At 68.2% G+C, this 20723-nt stretch carries 24 protein-coding genes; 10 read left to right on the forward strand and 14 right to left on the reverse strand.

Annotation, left to right across the window (positions count from 1 at the left end; translation table 11 throughout):
- Nucleotides 1-233 precede the first annotated feature (233 nt).
- The 3 genes from RMCN_RS02355 (at nucleotide 234) to RMCN_RS02365 (ending at nucleotide 1538) form a co-directional block, all read left to right on the forward strand.
- Nucleotides 234-593: a DivIVA domain-containing protein gene (locus tag RMCN_RS02355; RefSeq protein ID WP_064411862.1), complete on the forward strand. Its 360-nt coding sequence runs from the start codon at nucleotides 234-236 to the stop codon at nucleotides 591-593.
- Nucleotides 590-1225: a DNA-3-methyladenine glycosylase I gene (locus RMCN_RS02360; protein ID WP_067387004.1), complete on the forward strand. Its 636-nt coding sequence runs from the start codon at nucleotides 590-592 to the stop codon at nucleotides 1223-1225. Before RMCN_RS02355 ends, RMCN_RS02360 begins: the two co-directional genes overlap by 4 nt.
- A gap of 145 nt (nucleotides 1226-1370) precedes the next feature.
- Nucleotides 1371-1538, forward strand: coding sequence for a DUF3117 domain-containing protein (locus tag RMCN_RS02365; protein WP_005059648.1), 168 nt, complete (start codon nucleotides 1371-1373; stop codon nucleotides 1536-1538).
- 18 nt (nucleotides 1539-1556) lie between these two features.
- On the opposite strand, the gene glgA is transcribed toward RMCN_RS02365, so the two are convergent.
- Nucleotides 1557-2726: a glycogen synthase gene (gene glgA, locus RMCN_RS02370; RefSeq protein WP_067387006.1), complete on the reverse strand. Its 1170-nt coding sequence runs from the start codon at nucleotides 2724-2726 to the stop codon at nucleotides 1557-1559.
- Nucleotides 2727-2859: 133 nt separating this feature from the next.
- On the opposite strand from glgA, the gene glgC reads away from it, so the two are divergent.
- Both glgC and RMCN_RS02380 read left to right on the forward strand, forming a co-directional pair.
- Entirely contained in the window at nucleotides 2860-4074 is a 1215-nt protein-coding gene (glgC, locus tag RMCN_RS02375; RefSeq protein ID WP_064411859.1) for a glucose-1-phosphate adenylyltransferase, read from the forward strand.
- Nucleotides 4075-4222: 148 nt separating this feature from the next.
- Nucleotides 4223-4471: a hypothetical protein gene (locus RMCN_RS02380; RefSeq protein ID WP_064411858.1), complete on the forward strand. Its 249-nt coding sequence runs from the start codon at nucleotides 4223-4225 to the stop codon at nucleotides 4469-4471.
- Nucleotides 4472-4482: 11 nt separating this feature from the next.
- Here RMCN_RS02380 and RMCN_RS02385 read toward each other — a convergent pair whose 3' ends face one another.
- The 6 genes from RMCN_RS02385 to RMCN_RS02410 all read right to left on the reverse strand — a co-directional run bounded on the left by RMCN_RS02385 (nucleotide 4483) and on the right by RMCN_RS02410 (nucleotide 9764).
- Complete coding sequence (locus RMCN_RS02385; protein ID WP_067387008.1) at nucleotides 4483-5067, reverse strand: DUF4126 domain-containing protein; 585 nt, start codon at nucleotides 5065-5067, stop codon at nucleotides 4483-4485.
- A gap of 41 nt (nucleotides 5068-5108) precedes the next feature.
- Nucleotides 5109-5783: a methyltransferase family protein gene (locus RMCN_RS02390; protein ID WP_067387010.1), complete on the reverse strand. Its 675-nt coding sequence runs from the start codon at nucleotides 5781-5783 to the stop codon at nucleotides 5109-5111.
- 9 nt (nucleotides 5784-5792) lie between these two features.
- Complete coding sequence (locus RMCN_RS02395) at nucleotides 5793-7409, reverse strand: ABC transporter permease (RefSeq protein WP_067387012.1); 1617 nt, start codon at nucleotides 7407-7409, stop codon at nucleotides 5793-5795.
- A complete protein-coding gene (locus tag RMCN_RS02400) occupies nucleotides 7406-8341 on the reverse strand; it encodes an ABC transporter ATP-binding protein (RefSeq protein ID WP_067387053.1) in 936 nt (311 codons plus the stop codon). Before RMCN_RS02400 ends, RMCN_RS02395 begins: the two co-directional genes overlap by 4 nt.
- Nucleotides 8304-8999: a TetR/AcrR family transcriptional regulator gene (locus RMCN_RS02405; protein ID WP_064411854.1), complete on the reverse strand. Its 696-nt coding sequence runs from the start codon at nucleotides 8997-8999 to the stop codon at nucleotides 8304-8306. The genes RMCN_RS02400 and RMCN_RS02405 overlap by 38 nt, the downstream gene beginning before the upstream one ends.
- A gap of 105 nt (nucleotides 9000-9104) precedes the next feature.
- Complete coding sequence (locus RMCN_RS02410) at nucleotides 9105-9764, reverse strand: O-methyltransferase (RefSeq protein ID WP_064411853.1); 660 nt, start codon at nucleotides 9762-9764, stop codon at nucleotides 9105-9107.
- A 176-nt stretch (nucleotides 9765-9940) separates the two neighbouring features.
- Between RMCN_RS02410 and sigE the strand changes: the two genes are divergently transcribed.
- The 4 genes from sigE (at nucleotide 9941) to tatB (ending at nucleotide 13159) form a co-directional block, all read left to right on the forward strand.
- Nucleotides 9941-10726 (forward strand): RNA polymerase sigma factor SigE, encoded by a 786-nt coding sequence (sigE, locus tag RMCN_RS02415; RefSeq protein ID WP_067387014.1) that lies wholly within the window; start codon nucleotides 9941-9943, stop codon nucleotides 10724-10726.
- A gap of 75 nt (nucleotides 10727-10801) precedes the next feature.
- Complete coding sequence (gene rseA / locus RMCN_RS02420) at nucleotides 10802-11197, forward strand: anti-sigma E factor RseA (RefSeq protein WP_067387055.1); 396 nt, start codon at nucleotides 10802-10804, stop codon at nucleotides 11195-11197.
- 69 nt (nucleotides 11198-11266) lie between these two features.
- Nucleotides 11267-12751: a serine protease HtrA gene (gene htrA / locus RMCN_RS02425; protein ID WP_067387016.1), complete on the forward strand. Its 1485-nt coding sequence runs from the start codon at nucleotides 11267-11269 to the stop codon at nucleotides 12749-12751.
- Between the two features lie 3 nt (nucleotides 12752-12754).
- The gene (gene tatB, locus RMCN_RS02430; protein ID WP_064411850.1) at nucleotides 12755-13159 is read left to right on the forward strand and encodes a Sec-independent protein translocase protein TatB; all 405 of its coding nucleotides are present in this window, start codon (nucleotides 12755-12757) and stop codon (nucleotides 13157-13159) included.
- An 11-nt stretch (nucleotides 13160-13170) separates the two neighbouring features.
- Here tatB and RMCN_RS02435 read toward each other — a convergent pair whose 3' ends face one another.
- The 5 genes from RMCN_RS02435 to RMCN_RS02455 all read right to left on the reverse strand — a co-directional run bounded on the left by RMCN_RS02435 (nucleotide 13171) and on the right by RMCN_RS02455 (nucleotide 18456).
- Nucleotides 13171-13815, reverse strand: coding sequence for a VldE C-terminal domain-containing protein (locus tag RMCN_RS02435; protein WP_067387018.1), 645 nt, complete (start codon nucleotides 13813-13815; stop codon nucleotides 13171-13173).
- A 54-nt stretch (nucleotides 13816-13869) separates the two neighbouring features.
- On the reverse strand, nucleotides 13870-15012 hold the full coding sequence (locus RMCN_RS02440) for an Mrp/NBP35 family ATP-binding protein (protein ID WP_067387020.1): 1143 nt from the start codon (nucleotides 15010-15012) through the stop codon (nucleotides 13870-13872).
- Between the two features lie 34 nt (nucleotides 15013-15046).
- Nucleotides 15047-16429 (reverse strand): lytic transglycosylase domain-containing protein, encoded by a 1383-nt coding sequence (locus tag RMCN_RS02445; protein WP_165604397.1) that lies wholly within the window; start codon nucleotides 16427-16429, stop codon nucleotides 15047-15049.
- A 186-nt stretch (nucleotides 16430-16615) separates the two neighbouring features.
- Nucleotides 16616-17167, reverse strand: coding sequence for a DUF1003 domain-containing protein (locus RMCN_RS02450; RefSeq protein WP_064411848.1), 552 nt, complete (start codon nucleotides 17165-17167; stop codon nucleotides 16616-16618).
- Nucleotides 17164-18456 carry a magnesium transporter MgtE N-terminal domain-containing protein gene (locus RMCN_RS02455; RefSeq protein WP_064411847.1) on the reverse strand — a complete coding sequence of 431 codons (1293 nt, stop codon included), beginning with the start codon at nucleotides 18454-18456 and terminating at the stop codon, nucleotides 17164-17166. Before RMCN_RS02455 ends, RMCN_RS02450 begins: the two co-directional genes overlap by 4 nt.
- 25 nt (nucleotides 18457-18481) lie before the next feature.
- On the opposite strand from RMCN_RS02455, the gene RMCN_RS02460 reads away from it, so the two are divergent.
- A complete protein-coding gene (locus RMCN_RS02460; RefSeq protein WP_110765731.1) occupies nucleotides 18482-19438 on the forward strand; it encodes an HpcH/HpaI aldolase/citrate lyase family protein in 957 nt (318 codons plus the stop codon).
- Between the two features lie 3 nt (nucleotides 19439-19441).
- Here the strand turns inward: RMCN_RS02460 and RMCN_RS02465 are convergent, their stop codons facing one another.
- Nucleotides 19442-19915 carry a DUF4190 domain-containing protein gene (locus RMCN_RS02465; RefSeq protein ID WP_110765732.1) on the reverse strand — a complete coding sequence of 158 codons (474 nt, stop codon included), beginning with the start codon at nucleotides 19913-19915 and terminating at the stop codon, nucleotides 19442-19444.
- Between the two features lie 4 nt (nucleotides 19916-19919).
- Nucleotides 19920-20636 carry a DUF4190 domain-containing protein gene (locus RMCN_RS02470; RefSeq protein WP_067387024.1) on the reverse strand — a complete coding sequence of 239 codons (717 nt, stop codon included), beginning with the start codon at nucleotides 20634-20636 and terminating at the stop codon, nucleotides 19920-19922.
- Nucleotides 20637-20723 lie beyond the last annotated feature (87 nt).

The raw sequence follows: 20723 nt of genomic DNA on the forward strand, positions 1-20723 counted from the left end.
TTGACACACCCATCTCCTGGGCTGCTCGCTCGACTCCCACGCCCTGACACACCCGATCAAACAACTCCCGACGCGTCGACCGCGGATGCGGATAACCACTTGGCATGTGCAACCTCCAAATCCAGGGATGTTGCACTGACCGTATGAATCTGCGCCGAGGAAGGCGTGTCGGTAACCCACGTTCGGCGCGAACTACGAAGCGACCTGTCGGCGCGTTGAGGCAGTATCGAACCGTGACCCTTGTCCTGTTGTATCTGGTGGTTCTGGTCCTGATCGCGGTGGTGCTGTTCGCCGTAGGCAGCGTGGTGTTCGGCCGCGGTGAACCGCTGCCCCCGCTACCTCGGGAGACCACCGCGACGGTCCTACCCGCCTCCGGTGTGACGAGCGCCGACGTCGACGCCGTCAAGTTCGCCCAGACGCTGCGCGGTTACAAGACCAGCGAGGTCGACTGGGTGCTCGACCGGCTGGGCCAGGAACTCGACCAGTTGCGTGGTCAGCTGGCCACCCTGCGGGCAACGCACGGCATCGAGGACGACGAGCCCGTCGAGGGTGGCGCGCATGCACTGCAGTCGGAGGGCGGTGACGAGTCATGACCGCCACCGTCGAAGAACCCTCCGTCGAATCCGACGGCCGTGTCCGCTGCGCCTGGATCGACGAATCACGTTTGGCTCCAGCTGATTTCGTTCTCTACCGCGACTATCACGACACCGAGTGGGGGCGGCCGCTGCGCGATTCGGTCGCGCTGTTCGAGCGGGTGAGCCTCGAAGCGTTCCAGAGCGGGCTGTCGTGGCTGGTGATCCTGCGCAAACGGGAGAACTTCCGCCGCGCGTTCCACGGTTTCGACATCGATCGGATCGCGCGCTACACCGAACGCGACGTCACGCGGTTGATGGGCGATGCCGGAATCGTGCGCAACCGCGCCAAGATCGAGGCCACCATCGCCAACGCGCGAGCGGCGGCCGACCTGCGCGACACGGGGGCCGACCTCGCCGAGCTGCTGTGGTCGTTCGCACCCCCGCCCCGGCCGCGGCCGGCCAGCTTCGCCGACGTTCCGGCCGTCACCCCGGAGTCGACCGCGATGGCCAAGGAACTGAAACGTCGGGGCTTCCGCTTCGTGGGGCCAACCACCGCCTACGCATTGATGCAGGCAACCGGAATGGTCGACGATCACACCGCCGACTGCTGGGTCCCGGCGACGTGCGCGGCCTCCGAGAAGCGTTCTTAGCCGGGTCTTTGCACACCGAACGGCGCCGATAGGGAACAATAGAGGCGTTCAGTAGCAGTTTCAGTGCCGGGAATGTCAAACGAGTGGGCAGTCTCGGCCCCGACCGAGCCCGCGGGCGGGCCGGCTCATCTGGAGGGAGCACTCGATGGCGGCGATGAAGCCCCGGACCGGCGACGGTCCTCTGGAAGCAACCAAGGAGGGGCGCGGCATCGTGATGCGGGTACCACTGGAAGGCGGCGGGAGACTCGTCGTCGAGCTGACCCCTGATGAGGCCGCCGCACTCGGGGACGAACTGAAGAACGTCACGAGCTGACGGTTCAGGAGTGACCGGCTACGCCGGATTGCCCACTTTCTGGTAGATCTCCAGGGTCTGCTCGGCGATATGGGCCCAGGAGAACTCCTGAATGCACCGCTGCCGCCCGGCCTCGCCGTATCGGCGGGCGGTCTCGGGGTCGGCGATCAACTCGTTGACCGTCGCGGCCAACCGGCTCTCGTAAGCCGCCGCATTCTGCGGGTCGTAATGCACCAACCGCCCGGTGTGCCCGTCGGCCACGACCTCCGGAATGCCGCCGACGTCGGAGCCCACGACCGCTGTCGCACACGCCATTGCCTCCAGGTTCACTATTCCCAGTGGTTCGTACACCGACGGACATACGAATACCGTTGCAGCGGATAGGATTTCGCGAATTTTGACGATGGGTAGCATCTCGCGCACCCAGAAGACCCCGGCGCGCGCATGCGACAGACGCTGAACCGCCTCGGTCACTTCGGCAGCGATCTCGGGCGTGTCGGGTGCCCCAGCGCACAGCACGATCTGCACATCGGGGGCGAAGTCGTGCGCCGCGGCGATCAGATGTGCGACGCCCTTCTGCCGGGTGATCCGGCCGACGAAGGCCACCATGGGCCGCGACAAGTCGACGCCGAGTTCGGCCAGCACCGATTCGCCCGGCTCCGGTTCTGCCGGATACCAGACCTCGGTGTCGATCCCGTTGCGCACCACGTGCACCCGATTCGGGTCCAACGCGGGATAGGTGCGCAGGACGTCCTCGCGCATACCGGAGCTGACCGCGATCACCGCGTCGGCCCCTTCCACCGCCGTCTTCTCCACCCATGACGACACCCGGTAACCCCCGCCGAGCTGTTCGGCCTTCCACGGGCGCATCGGCTCCAGCGAATGCGCGGTCAGCACGTGCGGAACCCCGTAGAGCAGCGCGGCGAGGTGGCCGGCCAGCCCGGTGTACCAGGTGTGCGAGTGCACCACGTCGGCATGTGCTGCGGCGTTGACCATGTTGAGGTCGGCCGAGAGCATCGAGAGCGCGGCGTTGGCGCCCCGCAGCGCCGGGTCGGGTTGCGCGACGATCGCGTCCGCGCGCGGGGAGCCCATGCAGTGCACGTCGACCTCGCAGAGGCGGCGCAGCTGAGCGACCAACTCGGTGACGTGCACCCCCGCCCCGCCGTAAACCTCGGGTGGATATTCCCGAGTCATCATCGCCACCCGCATGGTTTCGACCCTAGTTACGGGTGCAAGCCACCGCAGGAGGGCCGTGGCGTCGGGGGTCGCCGGATCGCGTCGGACACGTTGACTCGAAGTGGAATGGGTAGCCCAGGACAGAAGCGGCCGATAGGTTTGAGGCATGAGGGAACTGCCACACGTGCTGGGCATCGTCCTGGCCGGCGGGGAGGGCAAGCGGCTCTACCCGTTGACCGCGGATCGAGCCAAGCCCGCCGTTCCCTTCGGCGGCGCCTACCGCCTGATCGACTTCGTGCTGTCGAATCTGGTCAACGCGCGGTATCTGCGCATTTGCGTGCTGACGCAATACAAGTCGCACTCGCTTGACCGTCACATCTCTCAGAACTGGCGGTTGTCGGGTCTGGCGGGCGAGTACATCACGCCCGTCCCGGCCCAGCAGCGGCTCGGCCCACGGTGGTACACGGGCTCTGCGGATGCGATCTACCAGTCGCTGAACCTCATCTACGACGAGGACCCGGACTACATCGTCGTGTTCGGCGCCGACCACGTCTATCGCATGGACCCCGAGCAGATGGTCCAGTTCCACATCGAGAGCGGCGCGGGCGCGACGGTTGCGGGTATCCGGGTGCCGCGCGCGGAGGCCACCGCGTTCGGGGTCATCGACGCCGACGAGTCCGGCCGCATCCGCAGCTTCGTCGAGAAGCCCGCCGATCCGCCGGGCACGCCGGACAATCCCGACGAGGCGTTCGTGTCGATGGGCAACTACATCTTCACCACCAAGGTGCTGATCGACGCGATCCGTGCCGACGCCGACGACGACCACTCCGACCACGACATGGGCGGCGACATCATCCCGCGTCTGGTCGACGACGGCATGGCTGCGGTCTACGACTTCAGCAACAACGAAGTGCCGGGTGCGACCGAACGCGATCACGGCTACTGGCGCGACGTGGGAACCCTCGACGCGTTCTACGACGCGCACATGGACCTGGTGTCGGTGCACCCGGTGTTCAACCTCTACAACAAGCGCTGGCCGATCCGCGGGGAGTCGGAGATGCTGGCGCCGGCGAAGTTCGTCAACGGCGGCTCGGCGCAGGAGTCGGTCGTCGGCGCCGGCAGCATCATCTCGGCTGCCTCCGTGCGGAATTCGGTGTTGTCGTCCAACGTCGTCGTCGACGACGGGGCGATCGTCGAGGGCAGCGTGATCATGCCCGGTGCCCGGATCGGCCGCGGCGCGGTGGTGCGCCACGCGATCCTGGACAAGAACGTGGTCGTCGGGCCGGGCGAGATGGTCGGGGTCGACCTCGACAAGGATCGCGAGCGGTTCGCGATCAGCGCCGGGGGAGTGGTCGCGGTCGGCAAGGGCGTCTGGATCTAACCCCCAACCCCCTAATCGCGAACCGCCCGCCGGTCCCGACCACGGTTCGAACGGTGTGGGTGGTCGCCCCGTTTTGCCGCAACCCCGTGTGTCTCATGGTGGTTCAACCAGCACCGGCCAGCGAGGCCACAACCACAGGAGGCACACGATGAGACGCAACAGCATCACCGCCGCCATCGCCGCGGGCGCCGTCGCGGTCGGCGCGCTGATAACCACGACCGCTCCGGCCGCACACGCGGAGAAGCTGTCGGACCAGACGATCAAGAGCGAATGCAAGGCCGCCGGAGGGACGTACAACAAGAAGGGAACGGTGTCCACCTGTGGCTACAAGGATGCCAGCGGCAAGCTGAACATCGACTACTACTCCGGCGGGCATTACGTCACCACCCTCACGTAACGCGCCCCGGGTCAGCCCGGTGCGGCGTTGCGGCGTCGTCGCCGCAGGATCCTGACCGTCAGCCACGCCAAGACGATGACGGCCACCAGCACCAGCACCGGAACCAGGATCGCGGCGAAGACCAGCCCGACGCTGACGCCGTCCTCGACCGTGCTCAGCACCGGTGCAGCGACCCCGGCGGTGGCGACGTTGGCCGCCGGCCGCACCGTCGACTTGGTCAGCGACACCACCAACGCGACGACGACACCCAGCACGACCGGGATCCACTGCCCGGACTGGGCGAAAGCACCGGGGTCGCTGACCGCCGACGTTTGCGCCGCGGTGCCCGAACCGAAGACGATGCCGCCCGCGGTCGGGCGGACGAAGGTCTGGACGGCGTCGTTGACACTGTCCAGAGCCGGGACCTTGTCGGCGATGATCTCGACGGCCAGAAGTATCGCGACGATAGCCATCACCCAGCCGTTCTCCAGCCAGGCCCAGCCGGCGGGCAGGGCAACCAGGTCGGTGAACCGCGACAGCAGGCCGAGCGCCAGCAGCGGGATGTATGCGTTGAGTCCTGCCGCCGTCGCCAGGCCGAGCCCGGTGAGCAGTTCCACCTCCGCATTATCGGCCGATCGGGCCGCCGTAGAGGCGACTCTCACCAGACGTGGGGCACCAACCGGAATCGGACTTGCTGCATGTACTCCCGATAGCCCGCCAGTTGCTGCCGCAGCATCTGTTCCTCGTCGGCGATGCGCACCGCGAGCAGCAGCACCGCGGGTGGAATCGCGACCAGCCCCCAGTAGGAACCCAGCGCGAGCGGGGTTCCGAGCATCATGACCAGCGTGCCGGCGTACATCGGGTGGCGGACCACGCCGTACAGACCCGTGGAGACCAGCGACTGACCCGACTCCACGGTGATGGTGGCTGCGGCATAGTCGTTTTGGATGATGACGAACTGCGACACCGTCAGACCGGTCCACACCAGCACATCGCCGAGCACCACCACCGCCGTCGGCACCGCCGACCATCCGAAGCGATGGTCGAGGGCGCTGATCACCAGCACCACGACCACCATCAGCACGGTCGCGGTGATCACGACCCTTTGCACCGGTCTCGTTTCGGCGAACGGTCCCGCTCTCATCCGGCGGCGCAGGGCGTCGGGGCGCTTGACCATGAGGTAAATGCTGGGCCCCATCGTGCCGATGATGAACACGCCGATGAAAACCCACGCCTGCCAATAGTCGAATGTCCCGGCCGGCCAGAACAGCGCTGTGGCGAAGAAGACGAATCCGAAGACGGCCGAAGCCAACGACTGCAGCGCGATTTTCACGACAACTCCTCAGACGGCGTCGCGCCTGCGGTACAGGAGGCCGGCCACCCAGGTCAGGGCGGCGGCGACGACAGCAAGGACGGCGATCGTGGTCACCGGGTAGTCGATCGGCGCCGTGGTGCGGCCGATCGGCGACAGGTCGATGAGCCACTGCGGCAACCGCAGCAGCGGCCCGAGATACAGCGCGGTGACGACGAACGCCACCGCCACCCAACCCAGCACGGGCCGCCGCACGGCGACGGCGAGCGCCGCGACACCCGCCATGACCGCCAGCGCGGGAACGAAGGCCACCCCGGCGAGCGTCAGACGAAGTACGGTCGCCGGTTCGCCGACGGTGACGCCCGCGCCCAACCCGTTTCCCAGACCGGCGAACAACATCAGCACCACCGAACCGAGCACCGCCGCCACCACGGCCGTCGTCAGCCAGCGCCACCGCGACACCGATCCGGCCAACACGGCTTCCCCGAGACCGTTGCCCTCGTCGGTGTGAACGCGCAGCACGGCGGCGACGACGTACGCACTCGCCGCGGCCGCGAGGAACTGCGTCATCGTGGTGTACACACCGTCGGCGCCCTGCTGGGCCATCATCAGCCGGATCACCTCGTTGGACTCCGCCGCGTCGAGCAGGGATTTGGTCATGGATCCGAAAGCCAGGCCGGCGAGGAACAATCCGATGGTCCAGCCGACGGTCTGACCCCGCTGCAGCATCAGGTGCAGACCCAGCACACCCCTGATCGGTCGGGCGTCGGGATGCTCACCGGTGGACGGGATGACGCCGTCGTCGTACTGACGCCTGCCCTCCAGCACCGCGGCCAGCGCGATGAGGGCGACGGTGAGCGAGATCAGCAGCGCCAACGGCCACCACCGCAGATCGACGAACGCGCGCATCTGCTGGGCCCACGCGATCGGGGAGAACCAACTCAGCGCACTGCCGGAGTTGTCGATCACATCGCCGATTCCACGGACCACCGCGGCGATTGCCAGCACGGCCATGGCCGCGCCCGATGCCGTGCGTGCTTGGCGCCACAACTGCGCGGTCACCGCGGCCACCGAGCCGAAAAGCATTGCCACGCCGGTCACGCCGAGACACATCGCCGCGGTGTCGATGAGTGAGAAGCCGCTCGCGGCCATCGCCAGCGTCATCGTCACAGCGAGGACGGCGTTGACCCCGCCGACCAGAATCAGTGCCGCTGCGGTCCGCGCATGGCGGCCGACGACCGACGACAGCACCAACTCGGCTGCGCCGCTCTCCTCTTCGGCCCGGGTATGACGAATCACGGTGAGAATGGCGAGAATCGACGCGGCGACGATCAGCGTCAGCATCATCTCGTTCGCGATCATCGCGCCGAGGTCGGTCTCGTTGCGGCCGAACATCGGCCCGCCCATCATCATTCCCGCGGGCGTCTTCAGTAGATCCACCCGTGTGAGCCGTTGCGCCTCTTGGGGATAGGCCAGTTCCATGGCGGCGGGCGCGTAGGCCATCAGCATCGTCAGGACGCCGACCCAGACGCCGAGCCGCACCCGGTCGCGGCGCAGAGCCAGCCACAGCAGGTCGGCGGTGCCTGTCCATGCGTGCGCAAGACGATGCCGCTGGCTGCGGGGCGCACGCGTCGTCACCGCCGTCATCGCTCGGCCCCCCGGTATTCGCGCAGGAACATGTCTTCCAGCGATGCCGGGGTGACGGTCAGGTCGAGAATCCCGAGCCCGGTCAGCAGGCCCATCGCGCGGTCGAGGTCGTTGCGGTCGACCGAGAAGACGTAGTGCCCGTCGGTGACCGCGAAATCGTGGACGAAGGGCTCATCCCGAAGGCGCTGCCCGTCGTTGCGGGTGCGCGCGGTCACGGTCGTGCGCATCAGGTGTCGCAGTTCGGCGAGGGTGCCGGCCCGCACAGTGCGACCGGCGCGGATGATGGTGACGCTGTCACACAGCTTTTCGACTTCGGCCAGGATATGGCTCGACAACAGCACCCCAGCGCCGCGCCCAACGACTTCGCCCACACACTCCTGAAACGCCTTCTCCATCAACGGATCCAGGCCGGACGTCGGCTCATCGAGGATGTAGAGCTCGGCGGCGGTGGAGAACGCGGCGATGATGGCGACCTTCTGCCTGTTGCCCTTGGAGTAGGTGCGGGCCTTCTTGTGTGGGTCGAGGTCGAACCGCTCGATCAGCTGATCGCGGCGGGTCGTGTCGACACCGTTGCCGCGCAGCCGGGCCAGAAAGTCGATTGCCTGCAGCCCGGTCAGGTTGGGCCACAACGCCACATCTCCCGGCACATAGGCGATCCGGCGGTGCAGTGCCACCGCGTCATGCCAGGGGTCGCCGCCGAGCAGTCGCACGGTGCCGCTGTCTGCCCGCAAAAGTCCGAGCAGCACGCGGATCGTCGTCGACTTACCCGCACCGTTCGGTCCGAGGAAGCCGGTGATCTGGCCCGGTGCGACCCTCAAGTCCAAGCCGTCGAGCGCCCGGGTGCGCCCGAAAGTCTTCGTCAGCCCGCGGATCTCGACAGCAGGCTTGTTGAAGTCAGCCTGCCGCGGACGCTGTGCTGTCTGAGCCGTCATCGCCATCTCCTTGTCGGGGCGTGCTGAACGGGATGCCCTTCTTGCGTTGCTCGAGGAACGCGTCGTACATCGCCGAGTCGGCCATCAGCCCCTCGGTGTACAACTCGAGCGCGGGCAGCACCATCTCCTCGCCGTAATCGCGAAGCGCCACACGAAGATCGGAGGAGGGATGCAATTGCAGATACAGCAGGAAGCCCCCGCCGCTGGCCATCGACAGGAACCGAGCCCTGGCCCGGGGATCGCGGCTCGGCTTGAGCAGGCCGGAGCGCACGCCCTCGTCGAGATACTGCTCGGCGTTGTCCATCATCTGCTGCCAGAACGCCTTGGCCAGTTCGCTGCCCGACTGCAAGCTGCGCACCAGATAGGCCATCAGCGGCGCGTACGACTCGATCTCGGCCATCTGTGCAAGCCACGTGGCGGGGTCGTGCGTCTGCAGCGATTCGGTCTTGCTCTCGCGGATCACGTCGGCGACGTGCGAGTCACACGCCTTGCGCAGCCCGTCCTTCGAGCCGAAGTGGTGGATGACCAGCGCCGCGGACACCCCTGCCGCCTCGGCGATGGTCCGCAGGCCGACGGCGAAGCCGTGCTGGCCCCACTGCTCGATCGCAGCGTCGCGGATCCGCGCGATAGCGGTGAGGTCGTTCGGGGCTGAACGCATGTTCAGTAGATTAAACGTGTGTTCAGCCAGCGGTCAAGAGGCCACCGCGAGCAGCCGCAAAAATGCACATGCCGCATTACGGCATGGGTCCGAGCTGGGGGAGATTCAGTCGCGCGCGGCGGCCAGTAGGCCGTCGCCCAGCGGGATCAACACCGGGGTGAGCCGTTCGTCCTCGGCGATCAGCCGTGCGGCTTCGCGCACCGCCGCCACCTCGGCGTCGTTGGCGCCGGCGTCGCCGGCACGGCCTCCCAGCGCCGCGCGGTGCAGGACGATCGCGCCGCCTGGACGCAGCAACCGGACACCTTCGGCGACGAACTGGGGCTGGTCCAACGGATCGGCGTCGACGAACACCAGGTCGTAGGACTCGTCGGCGAGGCGGGTCAGCACTTCTTGGGCGCGGCCGCTGATCAGCCGGCTTCGCCCCGGCCCGATCCCGGCCTCGCTGAACGCCTGCTTGGCGATGCGCTGGTGCTCGGGTTCGACGTCGATGGTGGTCAACACGCCGTCTTCGCGCATCCCTGAGAGCAGCCACAGGCCGCTGACCCCGGCGCCCGTGCCGACTTCGACGACGGCCTTGGCGGAGGTCAGCTTCGCGAACACGCACAGCAGCGCGCCCACCGCGGGAGTGACGGCGCCGGCGCCGATGTCAACGGCGCGTTCACGGGCCGCCGCGACGATCGCGTCCTCGGAGATGGACTGCTCGGCATGCGACACGATGGCTTCGGCACGGCTGTGCCCTCCGATGACGTCGTCGGTGCCGGCCATGCCCGCAGCGTAGCCAACCGGTGGGGGCCAGCATCGCGACACGCCCGTTCCCGATCGCCGGATCACACGAATCGTCGGCGGGTTCGCGCAGGTCATAAATGGGTAGAAGAGCTTTCTCAGGAAATGTTCAGTTTGCTCATATGCCAGGCACGGAACGGTCGGAGACGGTATGTCCCATGGAAAACGGCGGACGCTGGCATCCAGGGGACCAACCAGGGAATACCTACACGGATCTCCGCGTTGCGGGCAGTAGCGAACCGCCGCACCATGATGGCGGCTTGGACCAGGAGGATCTGACGACCATCAAGATGGCACCGACGTCGATGTCCCACCTCGAACAGTTCGTGGACACCGAATGGGTCGAGCCTTCCGACGAAATGACCGGCACCGCCGTGTTCGACGCCACGGGCGACAAGTCGACCATGCCTTCATGGGATGAGCTGGTACGCCAGCACGCCGACCGGGTGTACCGACTGGCCTACCGCCTGTCGGGTAATCAGCACGACGCCGAGGACCTCACCCAGGAGACGTTCATCCGGGTGTTCCGCTCGCTGCAGAACTACCAGCCCGGCACGTTCGAGGGCTGGCTGCACCGCATCACCACCAACTTGTTCCTCGACATGGTGCGCAGGCGCGGGCGCATCCGCATGGAGGCGCTGCCCGAGGACTACGACCGGGTTCCGGCCGACGACCCCAACCCCGAGCAGATCTACCACGACGCGCGGCTCGGCCCCGACCTGCAGGCCGCACTGGATTCGTTGCCTCCCGAGTTCCGCGCCGCCGTCGTGCTGTGCGACATCGAGGGGCTGTCCTATGAGGAGATCGGCGCGACGCTCGACGTCAAGCTGGGCACCGTGCGCAGCCGCATCCACCGCGGGCGGCAGGCCCTTCGCGACTACCTGGCCAACCACAGCGAGACCGCCACATCGGCTCGCCCCGGCGGCGCGGCCAAAACGGCCTGACGTTCGCGGGCTTGGCACGGCGCTCCGCGCTACATTCGAATGGACGCCGTGACACGCAGCGAGAGGAGCTGGGCGATGGTCGACCGGGGACACGTGTTCCGCCGGGCCTTCTCGTGGTTGCCCGCTCAGTTCGCATCCCAGAGCGACGCGCCCGTGGGGCCGCGCGAGTTCGGTTCCACCGAACACCTCTCGACGGAGGCCATCGCCGCCTTCGTCGACGGTGAACTGCGGCTGACCGCACATCTACGCGCCGCCCACCACTTATCGCTGTGTCCGCAGTGCGCCGCCGAGGTCGAAGCCCAGCGGCAGGCGCGCGCGGCGTTGCGGGAGTCCCGGCCAGTCGCCATGCCCAGCTCACTTCTGGGCCTGTTATCCGAGATCCCGCACCATGCTCCGCCGGAGCCGCCCGTCGATACGCAGCGGTCAGAGTTTGCTGACAGCACACAGCGCTCTCGGCGCAGGCGCCGGTAGGGTAAATGCGAAGACGAGCAGCGATCCGCCCCGGCATTCGAGGGCGCTTTCACAGAGGGTGATGACCGGGTGACCAATCTCGACCAGACCGGGCGCGAGCGCCTGGAACCCCGCCCTGTCTCGCGGCCGCCCGTCGATCCGGCGGCGCAGCGCGCGTTCGGCAGGCCCGACGGTGTCGAGGGTTCGTTCGTGGGACTCGACAAATATCGCGACCAAGGCGAGTTCACGCCGACCAACCAGCCGCCCGATCCGGTGCTGGCCGAGGCGTTCGGCAAGCCCTACCCCGGCGGCGACTCGCTACAGCGCCATCCCGCCGACGCGGGCGCGCTCGAAGCCGAGCGGGATCAGGACACCGACCTGGCCGCAGACCCGTGGCGCGATCCCTCGGCGCCGGCCGCCCTGGGCGCCCCCGCCGTCCACGAGCCGCCGCGAATCCCGGCCAATGTCCCGACCGGCAAGTTGGGTGTGCGCGACGTGCTGTTCGGCGGCCGGGTCTCCTACGTCGCGCTGGCGATGTTGGCCATCATCGCGTTGGTGATCGGGTTCGCAGGCGGGTGGGTAGGCCGCAAGACCGCCGAGGTGGTCGAGGCGTTCACCACGTCCAAGGTCACGCTGGACACCACCGACGCCGGCCCGCCGCCGGAGGGGCATATCGCCAAAGTCGCTGCCGCCGTTGCCGATTCGGTGGTGACGGTGGAGGCCACCAGTGATCAGGAGGGTTCGCAGGGCTCCGGCGTGGTCATCGACGGTCGCGGTTACATCGTGACGAACAACCACGTCATCTCCGAGGCCGCGAACAACCCCAGCAAGTACAAGATGAAGATCGTCTTCAACGACGGCAAAGAGGTGCCCGCCAACCTTGTGGGCCGTGACCCGAAGACCGATCTGGCCGTGCTGAAGGTCGACAACGTCGACAACCTGACCGTCGCGCAGATGGGCGACTCGGACAAGTTGCGGGTCGGCGACGAGGTGATCGCCGCGGGTGCTCCGCTGGGCCTGCGCAGCACCGTCACCGCCGGAATCATCAGCGCGCTGCACCGCCCGGTGCCGCTCTCGGGAGACGGCTCCGACACCGACACCGTCATCGACGGTCTGCAGACCGATGCGCCGATCAACCACGGCAACTCCGGCGGGCCCCTGATCGACATGGACGGCAACGTGATCGGCATCAACACCGCCGGTAAGTCGCTGTCCGACAGCGCCAGCGGGCTCGGATTCGCGATCCCGATCAACGAGGTCAAGACGGTGGTCGACTCGCTGATCCGCGACGGCAAGATCGCCCATCCGACGCTGGGCCTGACCGCCCGCTCGGTGAGCAACGACATCGCCTCGGGCGCCCAGGTGGCCAACGTCAAGGCCGGCAGCCCGGCGGAGAAGGCGGGAATTCTGGAGAACGACGTCGTGGTCAAGGTCGGGGACCGGACCGTGGCCGACGCCGACGAGTTCGTGGTCGCCGTCCGTCAGCTCAAGATCGGCCAAGACGCGCCGATCGAGGTGATGCGCGACGGACGGCGGGTGACGCTGACCGTCAACCCGGGTCCCGACACCACGTAGCCGATGTTCGCCAACGTCGGCTGGGGCGAGATGCTGATCCTGGTGATCGCCGGTCTGGTGATCCTGGGCCCCGAACGGCTGCCCGGTGCGATCCGGTGGACGACGGGCGCGCTGCGTCAGGCCCGTGACTACATCAGCGGGGCCACCAGCCAACTGCGTGAAGACCTCGGGCCGGAGTTCGACGACCTGCGCGAGCCGCTCAGCGAGCTCAACAAATTGCGCGGTATGACGCCGCGCGCCGCGCTCACCAAGCACCTGCTCGACGGCGACGACTCGATCTTCACCGGAAATTTCGACCGTAAGCAGCCCGACAAACCGGTCAGCTCACCCGAGCCCCCTGCGCAGTCGGCGCCGCCCGCATCCCCGCAAGCGCCTGCGACGACACCGTTCGACACCGACGCCACGTAGACCCCGCGGGCTCAGATGAAGTATTCCTCGTCCCCGGTCGGGTATCCGCCGCCGTTGGTGGCGATGTGCACATGGTCGAAGTGGTTGGCGGTTTCGTTGCCGTAGTCCGCGGTCCAACTGGGAGCGCCGACGCCGGGATAGAAGCCCTGCCGCCAGATCACATGGATCACACCCCAACGCTCCGCATTGGCCAGCGCGATCCCGGCGATCTGGTTGCCGAGCGCGATGCCCTCTTCGCTGCCGTGATTCGGGATCATCACGTCGATCGCCAAGCCGTTCGGATGCCACCTCAGCGGGTCTTGGCGGTATCCGCCGATCGTCTTGACTTCGGGGAACAACACGCTGATCGCGCGGGCCACCCGAATCGTGTTGACCTGTAACCCGTTTTCGGGCGTGATACCGGCGGGCAACGCGAACGGGGTGGCCGCCGTGGCAACGGGAGCACTGGCCGCGAGCAACTCCGCTTCGGTGGGTGTGTTGACCTTGGGGGCGGCCGCGGGGACATCCTGCTGCCCGACCGGTGGCGGGCCGGGATGCTGGGTGGGCGGTTCGGCGCTCTGGGCGTAGAACAGGGCGACGGACAGCGTGATGGACGCGACGAGCGCCAGCAACTTGCCGCGCCCGTTGGCTAACAAAGCCCTGCCCACGAACAGCACTGTAACGCCTTGTCGGACAGGGTGTGACGGAGTTCGGGCTCGAACACGAGACCGTTATCGACCGGCCGGGTCCAGGCCCAGCGACATGCCCGCCAGTCCGCGTTTGCGGCTCGAAAGGGCATCGGCGACGCTGCGCAACTCCTTACCGGCCGCCGAGTCGGGTGCGGAGAGCACCAGCGGGACACCGGAGTCGCCCGCCGACACGAGCTCGGGGTCGAGCGGCACCTGGCCCAGCAACGGCACGTCGGCACCGATCGCGCGCGACAACCGCTCGGCGACCTGTTTGCCGCCGCCTTCGCCGAAGATCTGCATGGTCGTACCGTCGGGCAACGTCAGCCCGGCCATGTTCTCCACCACACCGACGATGCGCTGACGGGTCTGCAGTGCGATCGCGCCCGCGCGCTCGGCCACCTCGGCGGCGGCCAGTTGGGGCGTGGTGACCACCAGGATCTCCGCGCCGGGGATCAGCTGGGCCACCGAGATCGCGACGTCGCCGGTGCCCGGCGGCAGGTCGAGCAGTAGCACGTCCAGGTCGCCCCAGTAGACGTCGGCGAGGAACTGCTGCAGCGCGCGGTGCAGCATCGGGCCGCGCCAGACCACCGGGGTGTTGCCTTGGGTGAACATCGCGATCGAGATGACCCGGACGTCGTGGGCGACCGGCGGGACGATCATCGACTCCACCTGGGTGGGCCGGTCCGTGATGCCCATCATGCGGGGAACGGAGTGCCCGTAGATGTCGGCGTCGAGCACTCCGACCGACACGCCACGCGCGGCCATGGCCGCGGCGAGGTTCACGGTGACGCTGGACTTGCCGACGCCGCCCTTACCGGAGGCCACCGCGTACACGCGGGTCAACGAACCGGGCTGGGCGAAGGGGATGACGGGCTCACGCGAATCGCCGCGCAGTTGCTTGCGCAGTTCGGTGCGTTGCTCGTCGTTCATCACGTCCAGGCTGACCCGAACGGCGCCGGTTCCGGGGACGTCGGCGACGGCACGGCTCACCTGATCGGAGATCTCGGTCTTCTTCGGGCACGCGGCGGTGGTCAGGTAGATCTCGACATGGACGGCCCCGGCGGGTTCGACGGTGACGTCCTTGACCATCCCGAGCTCGGTGATCGGCCGCCGCAGCTCGGGGTCGATCACCTTGGCCAGCGCGCGACGGATCTCAGATTCCAGGTCAGCGGGTGAATGAGACATCACCGTCGAGTCTAGGCCGACTCGACGGTGGCCCTTAACCGACGGGTCCGGGCGGCGGACCCGGCTGGGCCGCCGGTCCGGGTGCGGGCCCTGGCTGGGCGGCCGGACCGGGCGCTGGTGCTTGAGCCGGGCCGGGTGCTTGAGCTGGGACCGGTGCAGCGACCGGAGCCGGTGCGCCGACCGGCGCGGGTCCCGGCTGCGGAGCTCCCACCGGGGCGGGCGGCGCGAGCGGCGCCGGAGCGGGTGGAAGCATCGGGTTGGCGATCGGCGGCCCGCCGAGTGCGGGTTGCAGCGGTGGCGCCGGGTTGTCCTCGATGCAGAACACCGCGCACTCGGGCCGCTGCGGCTGCATCCACGGCGGTGTCCACGGCGGCGGGATCGCCGGCGCCTGGGGTGTCGCCGGGGCCTGCGGCGCCGGTCCTGGCAGGGGTCCGAGCCGCTGACCAGGGGCGAACCCAGGCATGTTGCCCATCTGGCTGGCCACCGCGTCGCGCTCCAGCAGCGGCATCAACGCCAACGGATCGCCCGCGGGCAGTCCCAATGCGTTGAGGGGCAGCCCCGGACCGAGCCCCTGGTACTCCTTGAGATCGGTGAGGTGCACGTTTGCGACGGTGTCTTCCAGGGTCGGGACCGATCCGGTGATCGGGGGCAGGTCCATCGGCACGACGCCCGTCGCGTAGGCCGCGGCCCAGCCCAGCACGTTGCGCGCGTAGGCCACCGAGTTGTTGTAACGCAGAATCGCCGACATGACGTGGTTCGGGTCGCGCAGGTTCAGGTTGCCGCTGCACAGGTAGCGGGCGGCGGCCAGCGACGAGTCGAACAGGTTCTGCACCTCGGCCTTCCCGTCGCCGTCACCGTCGGAGGCGTACCGCGACCAGGTGCCGGGCAAAAACTGCATGGGTCCCATGGCGCGCGCGTAGGTGACGCGGTCGGCCACGCGGCTCTGCACGATGATCTCGTTTCCGGGCAGCGTGCCGTCGAGCGCAGGCCCGAAGATGGGGCGGATGGCCGTGCCGCGGGCGTCGGTCGCGCCTCCGTTGGCGTGCATCGACTCGATGCGCCCGATACCGGCCAACAGGTTCCAGCTCAGGCCGCAGCCGGGGTAGGCGGACGCCATGATGCGCTCGGCATTACGGTACGCCGACAAGGCCATACCGGGAATGCCCAGTGTGCCAGGCGAATTCACCACCGCAGCGGGGGGCGGAGCCGACACCGTCGAGGCGGCGATGTGGAAGGCCATCGGCTCCTTGGCGACGGCGACCACCGATGCGCCCGCCCGCGTGCCCGGTGACGGCTCGACGGCGGCCAGCGGCGTCACCGCGGCATCCGAGGTCGTACGCGGAGTGGGCGCCGAGGCGCCGACGCTGCCGGCCAGAATGATCGGGGTGATGATGGCCACGCCGAGGCCGGCGCGCATGCGGTTGGCGGATGCCAGCTTCTGCACTCGAGGGCCCGGGATTCGCCGCAGACGCCCCGTTTGGCGCCGCACGGCCTTGAGGGCGGCGGCTCCTCCCCTTATGTGCACTCAACCGTCCTATGTTTGCGATCGCTTGTGAACCAAGTCACCATACCTACTAGATAACCGCCGCGTTACAGCAATTCGTTAGCCACCTGCACTCGACTTTTTGGGCCGGCGCTCACCCGGGTCGCCGTGGCCGGGGTCGTCGTCGCTCGATTCGCCCGGGGCGTGCTGCAGGGCGGCCAGCATTTCGCGCATCTCGTCGAGCTCTCTGCGCAGGTAATCACGGGTGACCACCTCGCCGATCGCCAACCGCAGCGCGGCCAGTTCGCGAGCCAGGTATTCGGTGTCGGCCTTCGTCTGCAGCGCGCGGCGGCGGTCTTCGTCCAGCGACACGCGGTCGCGGTTCTCCTGGCGGTTCTGCGCCAGCAGGATCAGCGGCGCCGCGTAAGCCGCCTGGGTGGAGAACGCCAGGTTGAGCAGGATGAACGGGTAGGGGTCCCAGCGCAGCCCGACCGCGAACAGGTTCAGCGTGATCCAGACGACCACGAGGATGGTCTGCCACGCCAGGTAGCGACCGGTGCCCAGGAACCGGGCGATCTTCTCGCTGAAGTTCCCGACCGCCTCGGGGTCGACGTTCAACGAGAACCGCCGCCGGGTGGCCAGCGGCACATCGAGCCGGCTGCGGTCGGTCATGAGGTGCCTTCGGCGCCGGTGAGCTCGGGTTCTTCGGTCTCGCGCCAGTCGTGGGGCAGCAGATGGTCGAGCACGTCGTCGACCGACACGGCGCCCAGCAGGTGGTTCTCCTCGTCGACGACCGGTCCGCACACCAGGTTGTAGGCCGCGAAGTAGCGCGTCACCGCACCCAGCGAGTCATCAGGGGACAGGTTGGGCAGATCGGTGTCCACGATTCCGCTGACCAGATCCGCCGGTGGCTCGCGCAGCAGCCGCTGCAGGTGCACACAACCCAGGTAGTGGCCGGTCGGCGTGGCGGTCGGGGGGCGGGTGACGAACACCAACGAGGCCAACGCCGGGGTGAGGTCCGGGTCGCGGACCCGCGCGAGCGCCTCGGCCACGGTGGTGTCGGGGGCCAGCACCACGGGCTCGGACGTCATCAGCCCGCCCGCGGTGTCGGGGGAGTGCGCCAGCAGGCGGCGGACATCCTCGGAATCCTCGGGATCCATGCGGCGCAGGAACTGCTCGGCGTCGGTGGGCGTCATCGACCCGAGCAGATCGGCCGCGTCGTCGGGGTCCATCGCCTCGAGAACATCGGCGGCCCGGTCGGCGGGCAGCCGCCTGAGCACATCGAGCTGGTCGTCTTCGGGCAACTCCTGCAGCACGTCGGCCAACCGCTCGTCGTCGAGGGCGTTGACCAGTTCGTAGCGCCGCTTGGCCGGCAGCTCCCGGATCGCCTCGGCCACCTCGACGGCGCGCTGGCCCTCGAACTGATCGAGCAGCTGCGCCACGCCCTGGCCGGGCATCGCCAGACCCGACGGTGTCAGGCCCTGAACGTGCTGCCAGTCCACCACGTGCACGTTGGCGCGCCTGCCCAGGCGCCGGTGCGGGCGGACGGCGACCTTGGTGACCATCCAGTCCCGGGTGCGCGTCTGCTCGATGCCGAGGTCGACGACGATCACGTCGACGTTGGCCAGTTGTGGCAGATCGGGATCGTCGACGCGCACCCGGGTTTCGATCACCTGACCGAGCACGAGCACTTCACCGGGGCGCTGGACGAACCGGCGCAGCGACACACTGCCGGTGGCCAGCGTCACGGCGCCGGGATCGATCGACGTCACCCGCAGAATCGGTACGAAAATTCTTCGCCGCGTGAGCATTTCGACAACCAAGCCGAGGACGCGGGGTTGCTGGCGCACCAGGCTGATGCTGACCACCACATCACGGACACGGCCGATGGACTCCCCGTCGGGGCCCAAGACCACCATCCCCGCGAGACGGGCCGCATAGACCCTGTTGACCGCCGCCATGCATCAAAGGGTAGAGAGTGTGGTTGTGGAAAACCGGTATCGACCCCGCCGAACGGTCCTTTCCGTTCCCGGGAGCAGCGCGAAGATGGTCGAGAAGGCGAAAACCCTGACCGCTGACGAGGTGTTCCTCGATCTCGAGGACGCCGTCGCGCCGGAGGCCAAGGCCGAGGCCCGGACGCGGGTGGCCACGGCTCTGGCGGAGCCGGGTTGGGCCGGTCAGCTGCGCGGTGTGCGCGTCAACGACTGGACGACGCCGTGGACCTACGCCGACATCATCGAGGTGATCTCGACCGCTGGTGCCGCACTGGACATCGTGGTTCTGCCCAAGGTCAGCGACGCCTCCCACATCCAGGCGCTGCACATGCTGTTGAGCCAGCTCGAGGCCACCCACGACCTTCCCGTGGGCCGCATCGGCATCGAGGCGCAGATCGAGAATGCGAAGGGCCTCACCAACATTGACGCGATCGCGGCCGCTCCGCGGGTGCAGGCGTTGGTGCTCGGGCCCGCCGACATGGCGGCCAGTTTGAACATGCGCACGCTCGAGGTCGGTGAACAGCCGGAGGGGTACGACGTCGGCGACGCGCACCACCACGTGCTGATGCGCATCCTCGTGGCGGCGCGCACGCACGGGGTGCTCGCGATCGACGGGCCCTATCTCAAGATTCGCGACGTCGACGGCTTCCGCCGCGTCGCCGGCCGTTCCGCGGCCCTCGGGTACGACGGCAAATGGGTGCTGCATCCGGATCAGATCGCAGCGGGCAACGAGATTTTCAGTCCACGGCAGAGCGATTACGACCACGCCGAGCTGATTCTCGAGGCCTACGAATGGCACACCTCGCGGGCCGGCGGGGCCAGGGGCGCGGTCATGTTGGGCGACGAGATGATCGACGAGGCGAGCCGGAAGATGGCCCTGGTGATCGCCGGAAAGGGCCGCGCCGCAGGCATGCAGCGCCAGGGCGAGCCGTTCCGTCCGCCGCAGTGAGGCTCAGATCCACTGCCATCCGCTGGCGAGCAGGCTCATGTACAGCAGGATGTAGACGAGAAAGCCTGCCACCGCGAGCCCGCCGATGATGGTGCCCGCCAACGCAATTCCGTAGCCGTCCTGTCCGGTGCGTTTGGTTTCGCGCATCGCCATGACGCCGAGGATGACCCCGACGATGCACGTCACGCCGCAGCAGAACACGCCGACCAGCGAGCTCACCAGCGAGCCGATCGCCATCCCGTTCGTGCCCGCAGGACGGATCGGCCGGTAGGGGTCGTATCCGTAGCTGTATCCGTAGCCGACGGGCGGTTGGTAGCCCGAATACGGGTTCACCGAAGCCGGATACGGCGGCGGATAACCCGACGGTGGCGGCGCGCTGAGCGGTGGCGGCAATCCCGCATCGGTGGGGTAATCCACCGGTGCGAACGGATCGGGTCTGCCGCTGTTGCCGACGCCGTCCTGATCGCCGCCGCTCACGGTGTCAGGTGCTCAGCATCGCGAGGGTGAAGACGATGTTGAGCAGAAGCGTCGCCGCGCCGACGGCGATGCCGGCGATCGCCAACCCGCGGCCGCCCTCGCCGTTGGTCTTGATCTGGTTGAGCGCCACGATGCCCAACACGATGCCGATGAGCGAGCCGACACCGCACAGCACGCCGACGGCCGATGCCACCAGCGAGCCGATGGCCAATCCGTTGGTCTTGTGCTGCGGCATGCCGTAACCGTCGGCATAGCCGGGTGCGCCGTATCCGGGCGCTCCGTAGGGGGCCGGACCGCCGTACGGGGAGGGTGCGCCGTAGGGCGGCGGCGGGTATCCCTGGCCGGCGGTGGCCGGATCAGGGTAAGGCGGGGGATAGGCCCCGGGCGGCGGAGGCGGGTAAGCGCCGGGCGGCGGGTAGGCGCCGGGCGGCGGAGGCGGATAGGCGCCCTGGGGCGGCGGGGGGTAGGCGGGAGGCGGCGAATACCCCGACGGCGGGTCGTATGCCGGCGGAGTCTGGTATGGCGAGCCGTACGCGGGCGGTTGGTCGGCCGACGGCTCGGATCTCGAATCGTCGCCCGACGGCGGCGTGGTCGGGTCGGGCGGCCAAGTCTGCGACTGCTCGATCGACGGCGCCTCGTAACCGGCGGACGTCGGCTCGGAGGCACCCCCGTCGGATTCGGATGGTGCGTTTCGTGCTGCGTCCTCCCCGGGATTTGTCATGCTTGTCAACCTAGCGCAATTCTCGGGCACGATTGCGGCCATCGCGGCGTTGTCCCTTACGAGACAGCAACTTAACGATTCGCGGCA

Origin of the sequence: Mycolicibacterium novocastrense, from assembly GCF_001570485.1 — a bacterium.
GTDB classification, from domain to species: domain Bacteria; phylum Actinomycetota; class Actinomycetes; order Mycobacteriales; family Mycobacteriaceae; genus Mycobacterium; species Mycobacterium novocastrense.

Bases quoted from the DNA above. Each gene is read 5' to 3' on its own strand.
- tatB (WP_064411850.1), top strand. From the start codon at position 12,755: ATGTTCGCCAACGTCGGCTGGGGCGAGATGCTGATCCTGGTGATCGCC.
- RMCN_RS02400 (WP_067387053.1), bottom strand. From the start codon at position 8,341: ATGACGGCTCAGACAGCACAGCGTCCGCGGCAGGCTGACTTCAACAAG.
- RMCN_RS02380 (WP_064411858.1), top strand. From the start codon at position 4,223: ATGAGACGCAACAGCATCACCGCCGCCATCGCCGCGGGCGCCGTCGCG.
- RMCN_RS02455 (WP_064411847.1), bottom strand. From the start codon at position 18,456: ATGGCGGCGGTCAACAGGGTCTATGCGGCCCGTCTCGCGGGGATGGTG.
- RMCN_RS02395 (WP_067387012.1), bottom strand. From the start codon at position 7,409: ATGACGGCGGTGACGACGCGTGCGCCCCGCAGCCAGCGGCATCGTCTT.
- RMCN_RS02445 (WP_165604397.1), bottom strand. From the start codon at position 16,429: ATGCGCGCCGGCCTCGGCGTGGCCATCATCACCCCGATCATTCTGGCC.
- RMCN_RS02450 (WP_064411848.1), bottom strand. From the start codon at position 17,167: ATGACCGACCGCAGCCGGCTCGATGTGCCGCTGGCCACCCGGCGGCGG.
- RMCN_RS02405 (WP_064411854.1), bottom strand. From the start codon at position 8,999: ATGCGTTCAGCCCCGAACGACCTCACCGCTATCGCGCGGATCCGCGAC.
- RMCN_RS02440 (WP_067387020.1), bottom strand. From the start codon at position 15,012: ATGTCTCATTCACCCGCTGACCTGGAATCTGAGATCCGTCGCGCGCTG.
- RMCN_RS02410 (WP_064411853.1), bottom strand. From the start codon at position 9,764: ATGGCCGGCACCGACGACGTCATCGGAGGGCACAGCCGTGCCGAAGCC.
- RMCN_RS02360 (WP_067387004.1), top strand. From the start codon at position 590: ATGACCGCCACCGTCGAAGAACCCTCCGTCGAATCCGACGGCCGTGTC.
- RMCN_RS02365 (WP_005059648.1), top strand. From the start codon at position 1,371: ATGGCGGCGATGAAGCCCCGGACCGGCGACGGTCCTCTGGAAGCAACC.
- glgA (WP_067387006.1), bottom strand. From the start codon at position 2,726: ATGCGGGTGGCGATGATGACTCGGGAATATCCACCCGAGGTTTACGGC.
- RMCN_RS02470 (WP_067387024.1), bottom strand. From the start codon at position 20,636: ATGACAAATCCCGGGGAGGACGCAGCACGAAACGCACCATCCGAATCC.
- glgC (WP_064411859.1), top strand. From the start codon at position 2,860: ATGAGGGAACTGCCACACGTGCTGGGCATCGTCCTGGCCGGCGGGGAG.
- rseA (WP_067387055.1), top strand. From the start codon at position 10,802: ATGGTCGACCGGGGACACGTGTTCCGCCGGGCCTTCTCGTGGTTGCCC.
- sigE (WP_067387014.1), top strand. From the start codon at position 9,941: ATGGAAAACGGCGGACGCTGGCATCCAGGGGACCAACCAGGGAATACC.